We start from the raw sequence: 15,965 nt of genomic DNA, 5'->3' as shown, positions 1-15,965 counted from the left end.
GAAATTCATAATGGTGTATTTAGGGTTAATTGTTATTTTTATCCTTTTTATTTGAGTGTGATAAAATTAATAATAATATTCCTTAGGAGGATGGTCATTCATACACTTTTAGGTATTATTGGAGCAATTGTTTTACTTGCATTTGTTATCCACCCCGGTGTCCCAGACAAACGTGTCCCTCTAAAAAATAAACTCGCAGTAATCCTGCCATTGATTGTTATAGCCGGTTTCATTTCCTTGTATATATAATGAAAACAAGCATTTATTAAGTAACATTAAGATAGGTAGAGAAGTATATATACTTTTCTACCTATGCGTAGTTTAGTAAAAATCTTCATCAACACTTTCACTGTGGCTTTTTCTTCATGATAATCAAGTACTAATTCCTTTAGCTTCTGGCTCCCACATAACATATAAGATATATAGTATACATTTTATTAATTATGTTACGCTGTTCAAAAAATCTGCTTTATAGAGCGTGCCCTGTGCCTATCAACTTGAAAATGTAAAATTACCCTAAAAGGAAAAGATGAACTTTTTTATTGCAAGTTAGGATACAATCTCGTTCTGGGGTAGTTGTATTTTCTTAGCTTGATAGGCGAAGGGAGTCCAATATATATTATTAAAATTAAGATAATTCAAATCGAAGGAAGACATCATAAGGTATTTTTATTACCCTTCGACAAAACATGACAATGTACAAATCAATTGTTTGCTACTATGAGATGAGAAATCTTACATTCTAAAAAATCTATTTAAAATAACCAATACAGATAGGCGTGAAAAAATGAAACGAAAGTTACTTATGGCGTTAACATGCAGTACATTGCTTATGGGAACGGTTGCTTGTAGCTCAAATGAGAAGGCTACACCTGAATCAAAACCTAAACAAGAAGAAAAGGTTCAGGAAAAATCAAAAGTTCAAACCATTCAAAAGCAACAAAAAGATAGTTATGTAGTAAGTGAAGATGAATTATCTAAAGCGGCACAGTCGATTGGGGAAATCCAAAACGAGCAAACGATAAATGATATGATGATACATATGTCTTTACAAAAACTCACATTCAATGGGAATAATCTTCATGTTTCTGGTACTCGTGATGTAGGGCGATTTCAAATGATAAAAGAAAACATTCAATACTTAAAAAACAACTTACATGTTATAAATAATGAGGAAAGACCAAAATATGAATCTATTCTGAACAAATGGTACGATGGAAATTTCGAATCTGCAGTTGAAGACTTTGGGGAAATTCATTATTTACGTTCTGGAACAAGGAAAAGTATGGAAGGATCTAAACTAGCTAAAAAAACTGTTAGTGATGAAAAAGAATTTATTCTCCATTTCTTTGGCCAAGAAGGATTAGATATTCATAATAAAGAATGGAAAAATGGAGCGTTATAAAAATAACACTGAATTTCACTCCACTAGGAAGTATAATGTTTTTACTCTGCAATACGGTATTTCCTTCGGAGATAGTGTCACATTGGCTTAGCGCATAATTTTACTCAAGCTCGCTTCTATATCATTTTTTAAAATATAGATTTTAGTTGTAAATAAGGGACCTAAAGTTTGTTTAATACCATTTTTTACGTAATAAATGAATGGTGAAATTTTCTTATGTGCAGTTACATTGGGAGGTTACTTATAATGAGATTTAATAAATACACAGTAATGCTTATGTTTCTAGCCATTGGCTCAAATGCCGCATTATCCATGTGGCTCAAGCAAGGACTTTTAGGTGTTATCACGGCTATTGTTCTTTTGTTAATCGCTGCATGGACTACAAAAAGACCTCATACAGACAACCAGCACAAGTAAATTATTGTATTTCTCAATAAACAAAAACAACTTAACATGGTAAAATAATAATTGGATGGGAGTCCAATACATATTATTAAAATTAAGATGGTTCAAGTCGGAGGAAGGCACCTTAGGGTGTCTTTTCTTTTTTCTAAAAGAGAGTTTTGCTTTAAAGAAGATAAATTTTCAATGGATTAATGCCATGCGTATGTAGATAAAGTTCATCAACATATTTATGTTCATGAATATGTATAATTACATAAAATTTCAGAGGAAAAGAGAGTATACTTTCTTATTGTGTAATAAAGATAAAGCCCGCCTACGGAAATAGGTGGGCCTTTTTTAATGTATAAAGAAAAGTTATCTGCTAAGATGTTTTCTTAAAAAAATCCTTCATCATTTTAGCATTTTCAATATTCACAATCACACCTTCAACCTTATCCTTCTTCTCATCTTTAGCAATCGTAATTTGCTCTTTATTATCAACCCAAACAAGAAATTCTTCTTTTGCGTCATCTTTATATGTAACGGTAATAGTAGAATGTGCAGATTCTCGCTTTTTTTGATCTAAAGTGATTGTTTTAGGCGTGCCTTTTTGAACTGTGGAAACGATAGATTGTATCATTTCTTCGTTGTCTGTTTGAGATTTTGAAACGTTGTTATTTATTGTGCTAAGTATTTCAATGTCTGTAATATTTGCGGATTTTAATTGAAAGGTAGTTTGTGTATGTTCTTGCTTAGCTTGTGAAGCTTTATCTGTAGCTGAGGTGCTTGTACAGCCTATTAAAGTGAAAGATAGAGCGGTTAGAGCGCATATAGATATGATTTTTTTCATAGTATCCCTCCTTATGTTTAATTATAACAATTTTCTGTTAATTTAGGTAGTTATTGTAAGGGGATTTATTCTACTAGTTTTGGGATAAAGAAAATTCAAGAGGAGGTTAATCGTAAATAATAACCATCAGGGTCTACGATACGAAAATCCTTCATTCCCCAAGATTGCATTTTAAGGTTAGATTCCACTGGATAATTTTTTTCTAATACATGTTGGTATATTTGTTCGATATGATCAAAAACTATGATAATCTCAACACCTTTACCTTTTGGATTAAGTCCATCTGTTTTTAAATAATGATTTTCATTAAGAATATAATCAGGGGTCAATAATAAAGAAAAATCCCCTAGTTTAATCATTGCACCAGTTGTATTCTTTTTTGAGAATACAAGGGTAAGGATTTCCTCATAAAAACGAATAGACCTTTGCAAATCTTCTACAAATAACTCTAGACGAAAGTGCATATGTACTCTCCTTCTCATTTTTTTTCAAATTTTATGTTTAACATTTCGAAAATGGGTGTACTACATATAATATAACAAATAATTCATTTTAAAGGAGGAAGTTAAAGATGGAAACGAAGTATAGTAAACCTTTTGTATATGAATTTATTACGGAGAAAGAGGTCATGAATGCGGCGAATGATCTAGTGAAGAAAGGAATAGACCAAAAAGATATTTACGTATTAACACACGAGAAAGAAAGGACAGATAGAATCGCAGACAATGCAGACGTAAATACAATTGGTATAAAAGAGGAGGGGCTTGGGACAAGCATTATTAATGTCTTTCAAAAAACGGGAGATCAGTTAAGAAATAAGATGCAGGAGTTAGGGCTTAATGAGGAAGAAGCGAACTTCTATGAAGAAAAGCTGGATGAAGGGAAAATCTTGTTATTCGTTAAGGATTTAGAAAGAGTCGGTGAATGGTTACAAGAAAGAAGATGCACGTATTCTATTTAAATTTGTATCCTATAAATCTATTAAGAAAAGGAGATGGGAAATATGAGTGGCGGACTAAAAGAACAAATTACAGGTAAAGTTGAAAAGACAAAGGGACAAGTAAAAGAAGGAATTGGTGAAGTTACAGAAGATAGAGAGTTGAAAAATGAAGGGAAGTGGGAGAAGACGAAGGGAACGATAAAAGAAAAAGTCGGAAAAGTGAAACAAAAGATAAGTGATGGGCTGGATAATAAAGAATAATACATGTTTATCAAGCTTTGGTTACAAACCAAAGCTTGATAAATCCATTATAAAAATAATATGGGAGGCTTAATTGTGGGACTTATTATTACGTGTATTGTAGGTGGACTTATTGGTGCGTTAGCTGGAATGATTACGGGAAAAGACTTTCCTTTAGGTATAGTTGGTAATGTGATTGCGGGATTAATCGGATCTTGGGTAGGTAGTGCGTTATTTGGTCATTGGGGTCCTGAATGGGGAGGTATTTTCGTTCTTCCAGCGTTATTAGGTGCAATCGTCTTTATTTTAATCGTTACATTCTTCTCTAGAATGCTGCGGAAAGCGTAAGTTTGATCATGAATAGTAATCTTAAGTTTATTATATATAGCTATAAAGTAAATAGAATGATAAATATACATAAAAAAGCATCCAATTAAAATAATTTGGATGCTTTTTTATATTTTGCATGCGAATGAGCGGGGAATAAAGAATTCCCCGCTCATTGAAATTACACTTTCTATTATGTATTAAACCATCGTTACTTTTTCGCAATTATTTATTCTTACAACTTGCCTTGGTTCTATATGAGACAAGTCTTCGTTATTACCTATATCCACTACAATTGTATTCGTTAGTATGTTAATAATGGAACCAACTAATTTTGTAGCATGATCGTGTCGATAAGAAAATTGTACGAAATCTCCCTTTTTAAAATTGTGCTCTTCCATAGATAGATCCCCCTAAAAATAATGTTTATACATTATACATACACAAATTTATAAGCTTTAAACATTTAGTAGTAGTTTTTACGTGTTAAGCCGAGAAAGGTGTAGAAAATTTATTTATAATAAAAATAAAAAAATATGTTTAAAACTAATTTTTATGGGTAATTAACATAGTAGTAGTTTGAGATAAGGGGGCGGAAATGATGAATTTGGGAATAAATATTTTGCAAAATGATGTAGGTTATACGGTACAACTTAATGGTGAAATTGATGCATATACGGCATCAGATTTGAAAAATAAGATCATGCCTATTGCAAGCGAAAAAGAGGTTCATATTGTAGTAGATTTTACTGAGGTAGAGTATATGGATAGTACAGGCTTAGGTGTTTTTATAGCGCTATTAAAAGCAGTTAAGAAAAATGATGGAAAGCTAGAGTTTATTGGTGTATCTAAAAGGTTAAAAAGATTATTTGATATTACAGGGTTAACAGAAATATTAAATTTGAATTCCGATTTTGAAAAAGTAGAAAGAAGGTGACTAGGGATGATGGAGAGATTTGAAAAGATAGAAATGAAAATTCCTGCAAAGGCAGAATATGTCGCTATTATTCGTTTAACAATGGCTGGTGTTGCGAATCGAATGGGTTTTGCTTACGACGATATAGAGGATATGAAAATTGCTATTAGTGAAGCATGTACAAATATTGTACAACATGCATACAAAGAAGACGTTGGAGAAATTACAATTGTCTTCGGTCTATATGAAGATCGATTAGAAATTATGGTTGCGGATAATGGAGTTAGCTTTGATTTTAATAACTTAAAAAGGAAAGTTGGTCCGTATGATATTAATAAGCCGGTAGAACATTTGCCGGAAAATGGTTTAGGTTTATATTTAATCAATACGTTAATGGATGATATACAAATCATGCATGATGAGGGCATGACAGTTTTAATGACAAAATATATACAAAGAGAGCAGGTGGAGAATGATGGAAATCCAATCTCAACCTACAACTCTTACTAAAGAAGACGTTATGAAACTAATTGCAGAATTTCAACAAAACCACTGTGATGAAGCGCAGGAAAGGTTAGTTGAGCATTATAAAAATCTCGTCTATTCCATTGCATATCGCTATTCAAAAGGCGGACCGATGCATGAGGATATTATACAAGTAGGCATGTTAGGGCTCTTAGGCGCAATAAGAAGGTATGATTATTCGATAGGGAATGCTTTTGAGCCGTTTGCAATCCCTACGATAGTAGGGGAAATAAAAAAGTATTTACGTGATAAAACATGGGGCATTCACGTTCCAAGGCGAATTAAAGATTTAGGCGGAAAAATTAAACTTGCGATAGAGGAGTTAACAGATCAACTGCAACGTTCACCGAAAATTATAGAGATTGCGGATCATTTAGAACTATCCGAAGAGGAAGTGCTAGAAATTATGGATGCGAAAAATAATTATCGAGTATCCTCCTTAGATGATGTAGTTGAAAATGCATCTGATGGCAGTTCGGTAGCGAGAATTGAATCTGTAGGTGAAGTAGAGCAAGGATATGAAGAGACAGAAAGGCGTCTCGTTTTAAAGGATATTTTTAACGTATTAAATGAAACGGAAAAGAGTGTTATTCATTATATATTTGAAGAAAATTTAAATCAAAAAGATACAGGGGAACGGTTAGGTATTTCACAAATGCACGTTTCTCGTATTAAAAGACAAGCGATAAGTAAGTTGAAACAAGCCGCATTTTTAGATACATAAAAAATTTTAAATAATGATGTTTAAAACATGAGAAAAGGGGTACTTATTAAGTATAGGAGGAGATATGAAATGTCACACGATGTGAAAGAACTAATCGAAGGATTGAATGAAGATTTAGCGGGAGAATACTCAGCAATTATTATGTATAACCATAATGCAGCTACAGTTTCTGGTATATATAGACAAGTGTTAAAACCTTTCTTTGAATCTGAAATTAGTGATGAACAAGGACATGCCCTATATTTAGCGGAGAAAATTAAGACGCTAGGTGGTACACCTACTACAATCCCTTTACGAGTGAAACAAGCAGAAGATGTGAGAGAAATGTTAGAATATGCTAGACAATCAGAATATGAAACAATTAAGCGTTATGAAAAGCGAAAAGAACAGGCAGCAAAATTAAATATGACAGAGTTAGTTGTAAAGTTAGAAGACATGATTGCAGATGAAACAAATCATATGGAAGAATTGGATCGTCTTTTAAATGATAAAGCAATGGTGCTAAATTAAAAGTGGAAATTTATAGAATGAAAGAACAAACTCTCATTTCTGGGGGTTTGTTCTTTTGCTGTATAAATGTGTTTGAGTAGGAAATTTTCATTTCATAACTGAGTATGTAATACTAGAAAAATAGAAAATGATAATCGATTTACATTTTATATAAGAAAAGGGGAAATAACTTGTGTCCATTTTAATTGTCGATGATAATCCGGTGAATATCTTTGTAATTGAAAAAATTTTGAAGCAAGCTGGGTATCAGGATCTTGTATCGCTGAATTCTGCACAAGAGCTTTTCGAATACATCCATTTTGGAAAAGATTCTTCCAGGCATAATGAAATAGATTTAATACTATTAGATATTATGATGCCTGAAATTGATGGACTTGAAGTTTGTAGGCGATTACAAAAAGAGGAGAAGTTTAAAGATGTTCCTATTATTTTTGTAACAGCTTTAGAAGATGCAAATAAATTAGCTGAAGCGCTTGATATGGGGGCAATGGATTATATTACGAAACCGATAAATAAAGTTGAATTGTTAGCGCGTATGCGTGTAGCATTACGCTTGAAATCGGAATTAAATTGGCATAAAGAACAGGAAGAAAATCTTCGGAATGAACTAGATTTAGCTACGCAAGTACAAAGAAACTTATTAAGTAGTCCATTAAGAGAAGAACACATAAAAATCGAAGCAAGTTACTTACCTTCATTTAAACTAGCTGGAGATATGTATTACTGGTATAAAATCGATGAAAACCGCTACGGTATTATATTATTAGATGTGATGGGACATGGTGTATCTGCTTCATTAGTTTGTATGTTTATTTCGTCTGTATTACGTGAAACGATTAAAAGTTTAATCGATCCAGAACTCGTTATGAAAGACTTAAATAAATATATGACTCTTTTACATAATGAGAATGACAATATTCCATATTATTTTACAGCGATATACTTAGTAGTGGATACAGAAAAGAGAACAATTGAATATGTAAATGCAGGACATCCTTCTGGGTACGTTTTAGTTGATGAAACAAATGTAGTTGAACTAAATCGCGGGAGTTGTGCGGTAGGATTTTTTGATGAAATAAAAGTTGAAAAGACAGTTATACCTTTTGAGAAGAACGCTCAAATCGTATTGTTTACAGATGGTGTACTTGAAGCAATAGCAAATGATGAATTTGAGGCTGAAGAGAAATTACGTACTTTTACAGAAAGAAAATGGGGAGATTTAGAAGAAGAGATAGAAGGGTTTTATAAGGAAGAACAGAAGAAAGAACAATCAGATGATATGTGCCTCATTATGATACAAACGAATGCGAAATAAAAAGCGTATGAAATCCAAACAGAGGATTTCATACGCTTTTATTGTATTTTTTGGTAGATTTGTTCGTTCGGATTAAATTGGATATAATGCGGCATTATATCTGAAAAACGAAGCGTTTCTTTATTTCCTAAACATAGGAATCCGTTGTGACCTAAACTTTCATAAAATAGTTGCTGTACTTGGTTTTGAAGTTTACTCGTAAAGTAAATTAAAACGTTACGGCAAAGTATAATGTGAAATTCGTTAAAAGATTGATCAGTTACTAAATTATGCTGCGCAAAAATAATGTTTTGTAACAGTGACGGATTAAAATAAGCAAAGCGACTATCCGTTGAATAATAGTTGGAAAATGCTTGTGTACCGCCAGCTTGTAAATAGTTTTTCGTATAAGTTTGCATTTTATTTAACGGAAGGATGCCTTGTTTTGCTTTTTCTAACACATTTGTATTCATATCTGTTGCGTAAATAACAGCTTTTTCACTTAATCCTTCTTCATGAAGTAAGATGGACATGGATAATACTTCTTCACCAGTTGCACATCCAGCATGCCAAATTCTAATTTCAGGATGCTTTCTTAATTCAGGAATAACATGCTCTCTTAGCGCCTTAAAAAAGATAGGGTTACGGAACATCTCAGTTACATTAATGGAGAAATCATTTAATAACTGTTCTAAAACCCCCTCTTCATGAATTACTTTTTCAATTAATTTTGAAATGGTAGGGATATTAGAAAGCTGCATTCGATTACAAATCCGCCTATAAATAGATGTGCGAGCATATTGGCGAAAATCAAATCCTGATAGTTTAAATACCGCTTCCAATAGTAAGTCAATTTCTAAGTTCGTACGCTTATCCGTATCTACTGATGGATCAAAATTATAATACTTATTTTCCACTGAAACGAAACCTCACTTATTTTATTAACCATACACTCATTACCGAATAGAGTTGATGTAAATTTAATGGTTTACTTATATAATCTGAAGCGCCAGCAGATAAACATTTTTCCTTATCATTTGGCATTGCTTTCGCAGTTAATGCGATAATAGGTATTTCATGTAATCCTAAGTTCATTCGGATATGTTCCATCGTTTCATAACCGTCCATATTCGGCATCATAATATCCATTAAAATAAGGTCGATATTTGTATTGTTTTTTAGTATGTCTAAACACTCTATACCGTTTTGTGCAGTAATAATGTTAGCATGTTGTTTTTCTAGTGCATTTTGTAACGCAAATATATTTCGATGATCATCATCGACAATTAAAATAGTTTTCTCTTGGAAGACGTTATTAGTTTCTGGAATCACGATAGTTTCCTCAACAACTTCAGCAGGAATAACATCTTCTACCGTTGCTGCGACTTCTAAATTGGATACTTGTATATCAGTTAATCCATTTGGAAGGTTAGGAATATATACAGTGAAAGTACTGCCTTCTCCTACATGACTCTGTAACGTAATCCAACCACCTAACAATCTAGCAAACTCTTTACAAATAGATAATCCTAAGCCTGTACCACCATATTTTCGAATCGTTGCGCCATCTGCCTGTTGAAAGGCTTCGAAAATAAGTTGATGCTGTTCTTTAGCGATACCAATACCAGTATCTTTTACCGAAATGGTAATCCAATCATTACTGATAGACTGCATTTCATGGCTCAAATTAGTTGCTTCTATTGAATCGAAATGTAAAGAGACAGATCCTTTTTCCGTGAATTTAAATGCATTGGATAATAAATTTTTAATAATTTGTTCAATCCGTTTTGCATCTGTATAAAACAGATTAGGAATCGTGTCACTGTCTTCAACAGTAAATTCTACATTTTTTTGTGCAGCGATATGTAAGAAGTTTTGCTGCATACTTGCTGCCATATCACTTATGTTCGTTGCTTCAAAAATGACATCTAGTTTTCCGGCTTCTACTTTCGATAAATCTAGTATGTCATTAATTAAAGTAAGCAAATCTTTTCCTGATGAATGAATAACGGTTGCCAATTCAATTTCATCATCGGATAGATGATTGTCATGATTTTCTTTTAACATTTCAGATAATAGTAAAATACTATTTAATGGTGTGCGTAATTCATGTGACATATTTGCTAGAAATTCTGATTTATATTTTGAGCTACGTAACAACTCGCTTGCTTTTTCTTCTAATTCTAATTTCGTAATTTGTAAGTCAGCTGTCTTTTGTTCGGCCTCTTCCGTTCTAGATTCTAATTGTTCATTCGTTGTTCGTAATTCTTCGGCTTGCATTTGTAGTTCTTCCGCTTGCGTTTGCAATTCTTCTGATTGAACTTGTAACTCTTCTGTCATTGCTTGTGATTCATGTAAAAGGGTTTGAATTCGCATACGTCCCATAATACTATGGATTGTTAAACCTAGATTATCAACAGTTTGTTGAATGAAATCTTGATGTAAGTCTGAGATCTCAGTTACACTTACTAACTCCATTACTGCAATTACTTCATCTTCAAATAAGACAGGGATGACTAGTATATTTTTAGGACGTATTTCTAATAATCCAGTAGTAACGTAACGAAACTCTTCAGGTATGTCCCTCAGAATAAAACTTTTCTTTTCTAAAGCAGACTGTCCAATGAAACCTTCACCCATTTTAATAGATTGTTTTCCAATATCAGCACCTTGCTCAGCGAAAGAAGCTTTCTTTACATAGTAGACAGTTTCTTCAACTTCTTCACGTACATAAAATGCACCGCAAGAAGTTTGCGTTTTTTGTATAATGCCACTCAAAATTTTGTTGCCTAACATCTCGATAGAGGATACACCTTGATACATTAAAATTAATTCTGCAAGCTCCGTTTGTAACCACTCTCTTTTCGATATTTCGTCCAGTAGGTGGTTCGTTGTATGAGCAAGATCTTTTATTTCGTCATGTGTATTTACATGAATTCTTTCCGTAATTTTTTCTTTAGAAGAAATGGATTTAATAGCTTGAATTACATTTTTAATCGTTTTTGTAATGGAATTCGAAATATAGAGTGAAACGATAATAGAAATACAAGAAAGTAAGAACAATAAACTGTATAACCAAATCTCTAATTTATTATTTTCCGTATCTAATTGTGCAGCTCTTTTTTTCGTTAATTGCTCCTCAGTGCTACGGAAGTCAGTTAGCTGTGATTGCAATGATTGAATTTCGGTAGTGTCGATTTCTTGTATGTTATTACTATTATGGTTTGCAATTAACGGGTGAATTTCTTTATTTATCCAATTAGTAATATTTCCGTTAATCTGTTTTAATTTTTCTTGCTGAGATGGGTTATCTTCTAATAAAGAAAAAAGATCATGGTAATGTTTTTCATAATCTTTTTCGGCAGAGTTAAGAGATTGCAGATAGTTCGCGTTATTAGAAGTGATAAAGCCCTTCGCTTTATTTTCAATTGTTAGCAATTCTTTCTCCACTTGATTCGTTAAATTAAGAACTTTAAAATCGTGATCAATAATAAAATTACGAGATTTTTGTAAATTGGAAATCTCATTGTTTAGCATAATGAAAGAAATAAGTAAGAACAAAATGATAACTAAATAACCAGCCATAATTTTGTAGCGAATACTAAATTTTGTTTCCGATTTCATTAAAAATTCCTACCTTCAAGGTTATTAAAAGTTTTCTATTTTAAAGAATGAAAAACGTAATATATATTATATCAGTTTTCATAGGGCCAAACTAGAAATCCCCCTATTGTATTAGGGGGTCTCGTTTTGAATAGAAGAAATCATTTTGAAGTATAAAACGATATATGAAAAGTAACAATTGAGGGAATAGGGGGATAACAAAACTTTTAAGAAGGAAAGAGTGTTCTTAAAGCTTTTTTTGCATCTATTCCTTCAAAGATAAATAATACAAGCTCTCTCTTTTTTACAGTAAGGAAAAATGATACTAATGTGCTTAAATTTTTAATAGCAGTAAGTGTTCCGTGTTTACTTATAAATACATTTGTTTGAAATGTTGTCATTACAGCATAAAAATGATGAATCTGCGTTATTGTAGGTGTTTCATTATAAAGAATAGTAGTAGAGTGAATGGCATTCATCGTAATATTCCTTTCCATATAATAAGCATAACAATATAAACATACCCGTTTAAAAAAATGTTAAACCTATAAAATTTAAAAAATATAATTATAGTTTTTTACGTTTAGAAAGAGTTACGGAGGGTATACATATACTACAAAGAGATTGACCGAAGATGAATTGTAAGGTTTTATACTTTTACTTTAAATAAAAAGGAGACTGTTACATATGGATAAAATGATAACGGATATTACATTTGATTTCATTTACTTGTTAAGTAGTTCTCTTGTAATCCTTTTATTATTAGCGTTTTTTGTGAATGGATATGTGAATAAAAAAATTAGTGTATATAAAAACGAAGAGTAATAAAGATATATTATATAAAACTTTAGGAGGTTAATAGTTATGAATGTGGATAGAAAAATAGTAGGTGTTTTTCAAACAATTGATGATGCGGCACTCGTTATTAATGAATTAAAGGAAAAAGGATACTCGGCAGATAACATTTCAGCTATTGCGAAAGATCAAAAGGAAATTGAACATCTGGAAGAAAAATCAGGTGAGAAAGTGAATCATGAAACTGCACATAAAGGAGATATCTTTTCAGCGACAGGGCTTGTAGCAGGAGGAGTAGCAGGAGGACTCGGTGGTTTATTAACAGGTCTTGGTGTACTTGCCGTATCTGGAATGGGTCCAATTGTAGCAGCGGGACCTATCGCAGCAGCTATTGGGGGAGCCGGTATTGGCGGAGGAGCTGGAAGTTTAATAGGGGCATTTATCGGCTTAGGAATCCCTGAAGAACATGCTAAAAAGTATGAAGAATATATTTACGATAGAAATATATTAATTTTAGTAGATGCAAAATTAGATGATAAGTTAGAAATCTATAAAATATTTGATAAGCACAATGCGTATAACTCTGATTTCTTTAAATAGGCAAAGTGAATATCGTTTTTTGATCTTACAACTTTGGCGCGACCGAGGAGTCGTATGACTATAAGAGAGGAAGGGCTTATAGTAAAAGATCAAGTTTAAGAGAGAAGGGGTGTCTTGTCGTGATTGTAAAAATATTAAAGGATAGTAGTAATAGCTTCCTTTGTACAGTACAAAATAAAAATGGAGAGAAGTATGTGAAGAAATGGTTTCGTAAACAGGGAAACAAGGGAGAATTAGGACGACCGACTTTTAAAGAAGTAGAACGCGACTGGAAAGAAAATAGGGAATCGTTTATGTATCCTAATGTTAAAGCGCTTTATTAAACAAAATAGTCGCTGTATTCTTACAAAACTGTCACATTCCTGTAAGGTAATTCAATAGATTCATTGTTTGTTCCATGTCATAATAAAGACATAAGAAAGCTTATTCAAACTACAAATTATTAGGAGCGTGTCAGTCATGATTGTAACAACAACGTCTGGAATTCAAGGTAAAGAAATTATTGAGTATATCGATATTGTAAATGGTGAAGCTATTATGGGTGCAAATATTGTCCGCGATTTATTCGCTTCTGTTCGTGATGTTGTCGGTGGTCGTGCTGGTTCTTACGAAAGCAAACTAAAAGAAGCTCGTGATATCGCAATGGATGAAATGAAAGAACTTGCAAAACAAAAAGGCGCGAACGCTATCGTTGGTATTGACGTAGATTACGAAGTAGTTCGTGATGGAATGTTAATGGTCGCTGTAAGTGGTACAGCTGTACGTATATAAGTAAATAAAAAACAGGCTCACCCCTTAAAGCTTATGCTTTAAGGGAATTTTTTTGTTCATAACTAAAGGTAAGAGGGAGAAGAGCCAATATACTAGCCTGCTTATTTCAAATGTAGTATATTATTTTCAAAGGGAAAAGTAATAATATGGAAAAATATTAACTTTATGACAAATAATAAAATTGTCATTTGAGGTAAGAAGAGAAATAATGGTATGAATAGCCTTAGAGAGTGTATAGTTTATAGAAATAAACGATTAAGCATGTAAAGAGTTATAGTACATAAAATTTATCCCGCGCTAACGGACAGTAAAACTCCCACCTCAAAATTTCAATTGGAGCAAAGAAGTTAGGTGGGAGATCAACTGTCCGTAAACGTCCGATTGGTGAGAGCTGATTAAAGTTTTACTTTATAAAGGATTGGAGGCAATTACATTATGTTTTGGTTAGGGTGTTTTTTAGGCTACATTGTAGGTTCAGTTATTACATGTGCTTTACTTTACTATGGATATAGATCTAGTGAAAATAAAAAAGCGGATATACGAAAGAGGGAGGAGAGGAAAATCAATCAAAAAGGTGTATAGGATGTGGAACGTAAGGTGATTACGTTGATGCCAAAATAAAGGACAGTACATATTGGATATGACGACTATGTACTGTCCTATTTATTCTTTTTGAATTAGGAAAAGTTATTTCCTGTCTTACTATAAATTTCATAGGCGAAATAACCAAATAAATAGCCTATTCCGGCCCCTAAACTAACTGAAAGCAGGGAGAAGTCCGGGAAAAACATGCCGAAAATCAAGCCGATCATACAACCAATAAACATTCCTATTGGTATTAAACTGTCTAATAAAATTTGAGCCTCATTTGATTTTTTCTTACCCAATTTGCCGTGCTTATATTTATGTTCCAATCTTTTTATTACAAATACTACAATTCCCCCGACTATTAGAACAGGCGCGATTGCCGAAGTGAACCACATGTTAGAAGCTCCTTTCACCTTTTAATAGAATTATACCATATATTTACAAATTTTCATTCCTAAATGTATTATCTAGTCTATTTAAAAGGTAAATGCAAAAGACTTCTTCTTTTGCATTTAATAACTCGTCAAAAACACTTTCCGATACGATAAACTTAACTAAATCTATACAATTCAATCAAATTTACACGAGTTAGTGCTTCATCGTGTTCTCGCAACCCCAAAGGGACGAGGGGTATAACACTCCACACGAGGCAGTATCGTTACCTCCTATTATCAAGCATTTATTTTACCCATCTTGATAAATTTATCGAAGCATTCAAATCTCTATCGTGATGGCTATTGCATGAAGCACAACACCACTCACGTATTTTTAAACTCCACTGTCCTTCTGGTTGAACTGAATGGTCGTATTTTACTCCACAACATGAACAAATCTTGCTTGAAGCGAACCATTTATCAGCTTTTACATACGCAATGCCATACTTCTCGCACTTGTATGATAAACATTGAAAGAAGAAGTTTAATTTTTGAGAGGAAAATGCTTTCGATAGTTTTTTGTTTTTTAACAGGTTTGAGATAGATAAGTCTTCCACAACAATCCTCATTGGTTTGGTTTTCACCAATTTAGCTGTTGCTTGATGGATATGGTTATTTCGGATATTCATAATTTTCCTAGATAACCGCAGGTGCTCAGCTTTCGCTTTTTCATATCCGGCAGACTGAATTTTCACACCTTTTTTAAATCTCCTAGACATATCTCTTTGCGCTGACTTTTTCCTTTTCAAAAGTTTTTTAACCTTAGCATCTTTGTTTATATTTCGTTCTTTCATACCATTAGAAGCTACAAAAAGTTCTTTTAAACCAACATCCACACCAATCGACTCATTCGTTAGTTCTTGTGATTCAAAGTCTTCTTGGAACCCTACACTAATCCACCAGTGACGACCATCAAAGGTAACTCTTGGATTTAATGGTTTTTTGTTTCTTGGTAGTTGTTGGCTTGTTTTCACTTCTCCAATAGACTGAATATGAACGACTTTCTTTCCTATAACCAGTCTTTCATAATTGGCATAAAATCCTTGGATTACATCTTTT

23 protein-coding genes are annotated in these 15,965 nt (G+C 32.7%); 15 read left to right on the top strand and 8 right to left on the bottom strand.

Annotated elements, in window-relative coordinates; translation table 11 throughout:
• The 3 genes from MR083_RS23445 to MR083_RS23435 form a co-directional block, all read left to right on the top strand.
• A partial coding sequence (locus tag MR083_RS23445) for a hypothetical protein (protein ID WP_242269912.1) occupies positions 1 to 249 on the top strand: 249 nt, incomplete at its 5' end.
• A 538-nt stretch (positions 250 to 787) separates the two neighbouring features.
• On the top strand, positions 788 to 1,405 hold the full coding sequence (locus MR083_RS23440) for a DUF6241 domain-containing protein (protein WP_000823711.1): 618 nt from the start codon (positions 788 to 790) through the stop codon (positions 1,403 to 1,405).
• A 246-nt stretch (positions 1,406 to 1,651) separates the two neighbouring features.
• Positions 1,652 to 1,822 (top strand): hypothetical protein, encoded by a 171-nt coding sequence (locus MR083_RS23435; protein ID WP_001211982.1) that lies wholly within the window; start codon positions 1,652 to 1,654, stop codon positions 1,820 to 1,822.
• Between the two features lie 349 nt (positions 1,823 to 2,171).
• Here the strand turns inward: MR083_RS23435 and MR083_RS23430 are convergent, their stop codons facing one another.
• Together MR083_RS23430 and MR083_RS23425 are read right to left on the bottom strand one after the other, a co-directional pair.
• Positions 2,172 to 2,639, bottom strand: coding sequence for a hypothetical protein (locus tag MR083_RS23430; protein WP_242269911.1), 468 nt, complete (start codon positions 2,637 to 2,639; stop codon positions 2,172 to 2,174).
• Positions 2,640 to 2,734: 95 nt separating this feature from the next.
• Entirely contained in the window at positions 2,735 to 3,103 is a 369-nt protein-coding gene (locus MR083_RS23425) for a VOC family protein (protein ID WP_000545706.1), read from the bottom strand.
• A 107-nt stretch (positions 3,104 to 3,210) separates the two neighbouring features.
• Here MR083_RS23425 and MR083_RS23420 point away from each other — a divergent pair, with 107 nt between their 5' ends.
• From MR083_RS23420 to MR083_RS23410, 3 genes are all read left to right on the top strand, one after another.
• Positions 3,211 to 3,600: a YflT domain-containing protein gene (locus tag MR083_RS23420; protein WP_000448809.1), complete on the top strand. Its 390-nt coding sequence runs from the start codon at positions 3,211 to 3,213 to the stop codon at positions 3,598 to 3,600.
• A 33-nt stretch (positions 3,601 to 3,633) separates the two neighbouring features.
• The gene (locus tag MR083_RS23415) at positions 3,634 to 3,840 is read left to right on the top strand and encodes a CsbD family protein (protein ID WP_370530088.1); all 207 of its coding nucleotides are present in this window, start codon (positions 3,634 to 3,636) and stop codon (positions 3,838 to 3,840) included.
• Between the two features lie 75 nt (positions 3,841 to 3,915).
• On the top strand, positions 3,916 to 4,167 hold the full coding sequence (locus tag MR083_RS23410; protein WP_000522903.1) for a GlsB/YeaQ/YmgE family stress response membrane protein: 252 nt from the start codon (positions 3,916 to 3,918) through the stop codon (positions 4,165 to 4,167).
• A 179-nt stretch (positions 4,168 to 4,346) separates the two neighbouring features.
• Here the strand turns inward: MR083_RS23410 and MR083_RS23405 are convergent, their stop codons facing one another.
• The gene (locus MR083_RS23405) at positions 4,347 to 4,547 is read right to left on the bottom strand and encodes a hypothetical protein (RefSeq protein ID WP_000390994.1); all 201 of its coding nucleotides are present in this window, start codon (positions 4,545 to 4,547) and stop codon (positions 4,347 to 4,349) included.
• Between the two features lie 197 nt (positions 4,548 to 4,744).
• On the opposite strand from MR083_RS23405, the gene rsbV reads away from it, so the two are divergent.
• From rsbV to MR083_RS23380, 5 genes are all read left to right on the top strand, one after another.
• Entirely contained in the window at positions 4,745 to 5,083 is a 339-nt protein-coding gene (rsbV, locus tag MR083_RS23400; RefSeq protein WP_002020655.1) for an anti sigma b factor antagonist RsbV, read from the top strand.
• A 6-nt stretch (positions 5,084 to 5,089) separates the two neighbouring features.
• Complete coding sequence (rsbW, locus tag MR083_RS23395) at positions 5,090 to 5,572, top strand: anti-sigma B factor RsbW (RefSeq protein ID WP_000970582.1); 483 nt, start codon at positions 5,090 to 5,092, stop codon at positions 5,570 to 5,572.
• Positions 5,535 to 6,311, top strand: coding sequence for an RNA polymerase sigma factor SigB (gene sigB / locus MR083_RS23390; RefSeq protein WP_061182811.1), 777 nt, complete (start codon positions 5,535 to 5,537; stop codon positions 6,309 to 6,311). The genes rsbW and sigB overlap by 38 nt, the downstream gene beginning before the upstream one ends.
• A gap of 69 nt (positions 6,312 to 6,380) precedes the next feature.
• Positions 6,381 to 6,821, top strand: a complete 441-nt coding sequence (locus MR083_RS23385) for a ferritin-like domain-containing protein (RefSeq protein WP_000017762.1) — start codon at positions 6,381 to 6,383, stop codon at positions 6,819 to 6,821.
• Between the two features lie 172 nt (positions 6,822 to 6,993).
• The gene (locus tag MR083_RS23380) at positions 6,994 to 8,136 is read left to right on the top strand and encodes a fused response regulator/phosphatase (protein ID WP_242269910.1); all 1,143 of its coding nucleotides are present in this window, start codon (positions 6,994 to 6,996) and stop codon (positions 8,134 to 8,136) included.
• A gap of 38 nt (positions 8,137 to 8,174) precedes the next feature.
• Here MR083_RS23380 and MR083_RS23375 read toward each other — a convergent pair whose 3' ends face one another.
• From MR083_RS23375 to MR083_RS23365, 3 genes are all read right to left on the bottom strand, one after another.
• Positions 8,175 to 9,032, bottom strand: a complete 858-nt coding sequence (locus tag MR083_RS23375) for a CheR family methyltransferase (protein WP_000429057.1) — start codon at positions 9,030 to 9,032, stop codon at positions 8,175 to 8,177.
• Positions 9,033 to 9,048: 16 nt separating this feature from the next.
• On the bottom strand, positions 9,049 to 11,739 hold the full coding sequence (locus MR083_RS23370; protein WP_242269909.1) for an ATP-binding protein: 2,691 nt from the start codon (positions 11,737 to 11,739) through the stop codon (positions 9,049 to 9,051).
• A gap of 206 nt (positions 11,740 to 11,945) precedes the next feature.
• Positions 11,946 to 12,197, bottom strand: coding sequence for a hypothetical protein (locus MR083_RS23365; RefSeq protein ID WP_000991343.1), 252 nt, complete (start codon positions 12,195 to 12,197; stop codon positions 11,946 to 11,948).
• A 208-nt stretch (positions 12,198 to 12,405) separates the two neighbouring features.
• Between MR083_RS23365 and MR083_RS23360 the strand changes: the two genes are divergently transcribed.
• From MR083_RS23360 to MR083_RS23345, 4 genes are all read left to right on the top strand, one after another.
• Complete coding sequence (locus MR083_RS23360; RefSeq protein WP_000359813.1) at positions 12,406 to 12,543, top strand: hypothetical protein; 138 nt, start codon at positions 12,406 to 12,408, stop codon at positions 12,541 to 12,543.
• Positions 12,544 to 12,582: 39 nt separating this feature from the next.
• Positions 12,583 to 13,113, top strand: a complete 531-nt coding sequence (locus MR083_RS23355; protein ID WP_242269908.1) for a general stress protein — start codon at positions 12,583 to 12,585, stop codon at positions 13,111 to 13,113.
• Positions 13,114 to 13,232: 119 nt separating this feature from the next.
• Positions 13,233 to 13,436 carry a DUF4028 family protein gene (locus MR083_RS23350; RefSeq protein WP_000635856.1) on the top strand — a complete coding sequence of 68 codons (204 nt, stop codon included), beginning with the start codon at positions 13,233 to 13,235 and terminating at the stop codon, positions 13,434 to 13,436.
• 136 nt (positions 13,437 to 13,572) lie between these two features.
• Positions 13,573 to 13,884, top strand: coding sequence for a YbjQ family protein (locus tag MR083_RS23345; RefSeq protein ID WP_000637510.1), 312 nt, complete (start codon positions 13,573 to 13,575; stop codon positions 13,882 to 13,884).
• Positions 13,885 to 14,561: 677 nt separating this feature from the next.
• Here the strand turns inward: MR083_RS23345 and MR083_RS23340 are convergent.
• Positions 14,562 to 14,867 (bottom strand): hypothetical protein, encoded by a 306-nt coding sequence (locus MR083_RS23340; protein WP_000264366.1) that lies wholly within the window; start codon positions 14,865 to 14,867, stop codon positions 14,562 to 14,564.
• Between the two features lie 284 nt (positions 14,868 to 15,151).
• On the bottom strand, positions 15,152 to 15,965 hold an 814-nt coding region (locus MR083_RS23335), incomplete at its 5' end, for an RNA-guided endonuclease InsQ/TnpB family protein (protein WP_242269907.1).

The organism is Bacillus cereus group sp. BfR-BA-01408 (genome assembly GCF_022663305.1).
Lineage (GTDB): Bacteria > Bacillota > Bacilli > Bacillales > Bacillaceae_G > Bacillus_A > Bacillus_A pacificus.
Note: the sequence above shows the minus strand (reverse complement) of the source record. Positions and strands in the feature narration are given on the sequence as shown.

What these genes read in the sequence shown, in the direction of transcription:
- MR083_RS23440 (WP_000823711.1), top strand. Translation starts at nt 788, where the DNA reads ATGAAACGAAAGTTACTTATGGCGTTAACATGCAGTACATTGCTTATG.
- MR083_RS23435 (WP_001211982.1), top strand. Translation starts at nt 1,652, where the DNA reads ATGAGATTTAATAAATACACAGTAATGCTTATGTTTCTAGCCATTGGC.
- MR083_RS23430 (WP_242269911.1), bottom strand. Translation starts at nt 2,639, where the DNA reads ATGAAAAAAATCATATCTATATGCGCTCTAACCGCTCTATCTTTCACT.
- MR083_RS23425 (WP_000545706.1), bottom strand. Translation starts at nt 3,103, where the DNA reads ATGCACTTTCGTCTAGAGTTATTTGTAGAAGATTTGCAAAGGTCTATT.
- MR083_RS23420 (WP_000448809.1), top strand. Translation starts at nt 3,211, where the DNA reads ATGGAAACGAAGTATAGTAAACCTTTTGTATATGAATTTATTACGGAG.
- MR083_RS23415 (WP_370530088.1), top strand. Translation starts at nt 3,634, where the DNA reads ATGGGAAATATGAGTGGCGGACTAAAAGAACAAATTACAGGTAAAGTT.
- MR083_RS23405 (WP_000390994.1), bottom strand. Translation starts at nt 4,547, where the DNA reads ATGGAAGAGCACAATTTTAAAAAGGGAGATTTCGTACAATTTTCTTAT.
- rsbV (WP_002020655.1), top strand. Translation starts at nt 4,745, where the DNA reads ATGATGAATTTGGGAATAAATATTTTGCAAAATGATGTAGGTTATACG.
- rsbW (WP_000970582.1), top strand. Translation starts at nt 5,090, where the DNA reads ATGATGGAGAGATTTGAAAAGATAGAAATGAAAATTCCTGCAAAGGCA.
- sigB (WP_061182811.1), top strand. Translation starts at nt 5,535, where the DNA reads ATGATGGAAATCCAATCTCAACCTACAACTCTTACTAAAGAAGACGTT.
- MR083_RS23385 (WP_000017762.1), top strand. Translation starts at nt 6,381, where the DNA reads ATGTCACACGATGTGAAAGAACTAATCGAAGGATTGAATGAAGATTTA.
- MR083_RS23370 (WP_242269909.1), bottom strand. Translation starts at nt 11,739, where the DNA reads ATGAAATCGGAAACAAAATTTAGTATTCGCTACAAAATTATGGCTGGT.
- MR083_RS23365 (WP_000991343.1), bottom strand. Translation starts at nt 12,197, where the DNA reads ATGAATGCCATTCACTCTACTACTATTCTTTATAATGAAACACCTACA.
- MR083_RS23360 (WP_000359813.1), top strand. Translation starts at nt 12,406, where the DNA reads ATGGATAAAATGATAACGGATATTACATTTGATTTCATTTACTTGTTA.
- MR083_RS23355 (WP_242269908.1), top strand. Translation starts at nt 12,583, where the DNA reads ATGAATGTGGATAGAAAAATAGTAGGTGTTTTTCAAACAATTGATGAT.
- MR083_RS23345 (WP_000637510.1), top strand. Translation starts at nt 13,573, where the DNA reads ATGATTGTAACAACAACGTCTGGAATTCAAGGTAAAGAAATTATTGAG.
- MR083_RS23340 (WP_000264366.1), bottom strand. Translation starts at nt 14,867, where the DNA reads ATGTGGTTCACTTCGGCAATCGCGCCTGTTCTAATAGTCGGGGGAATT.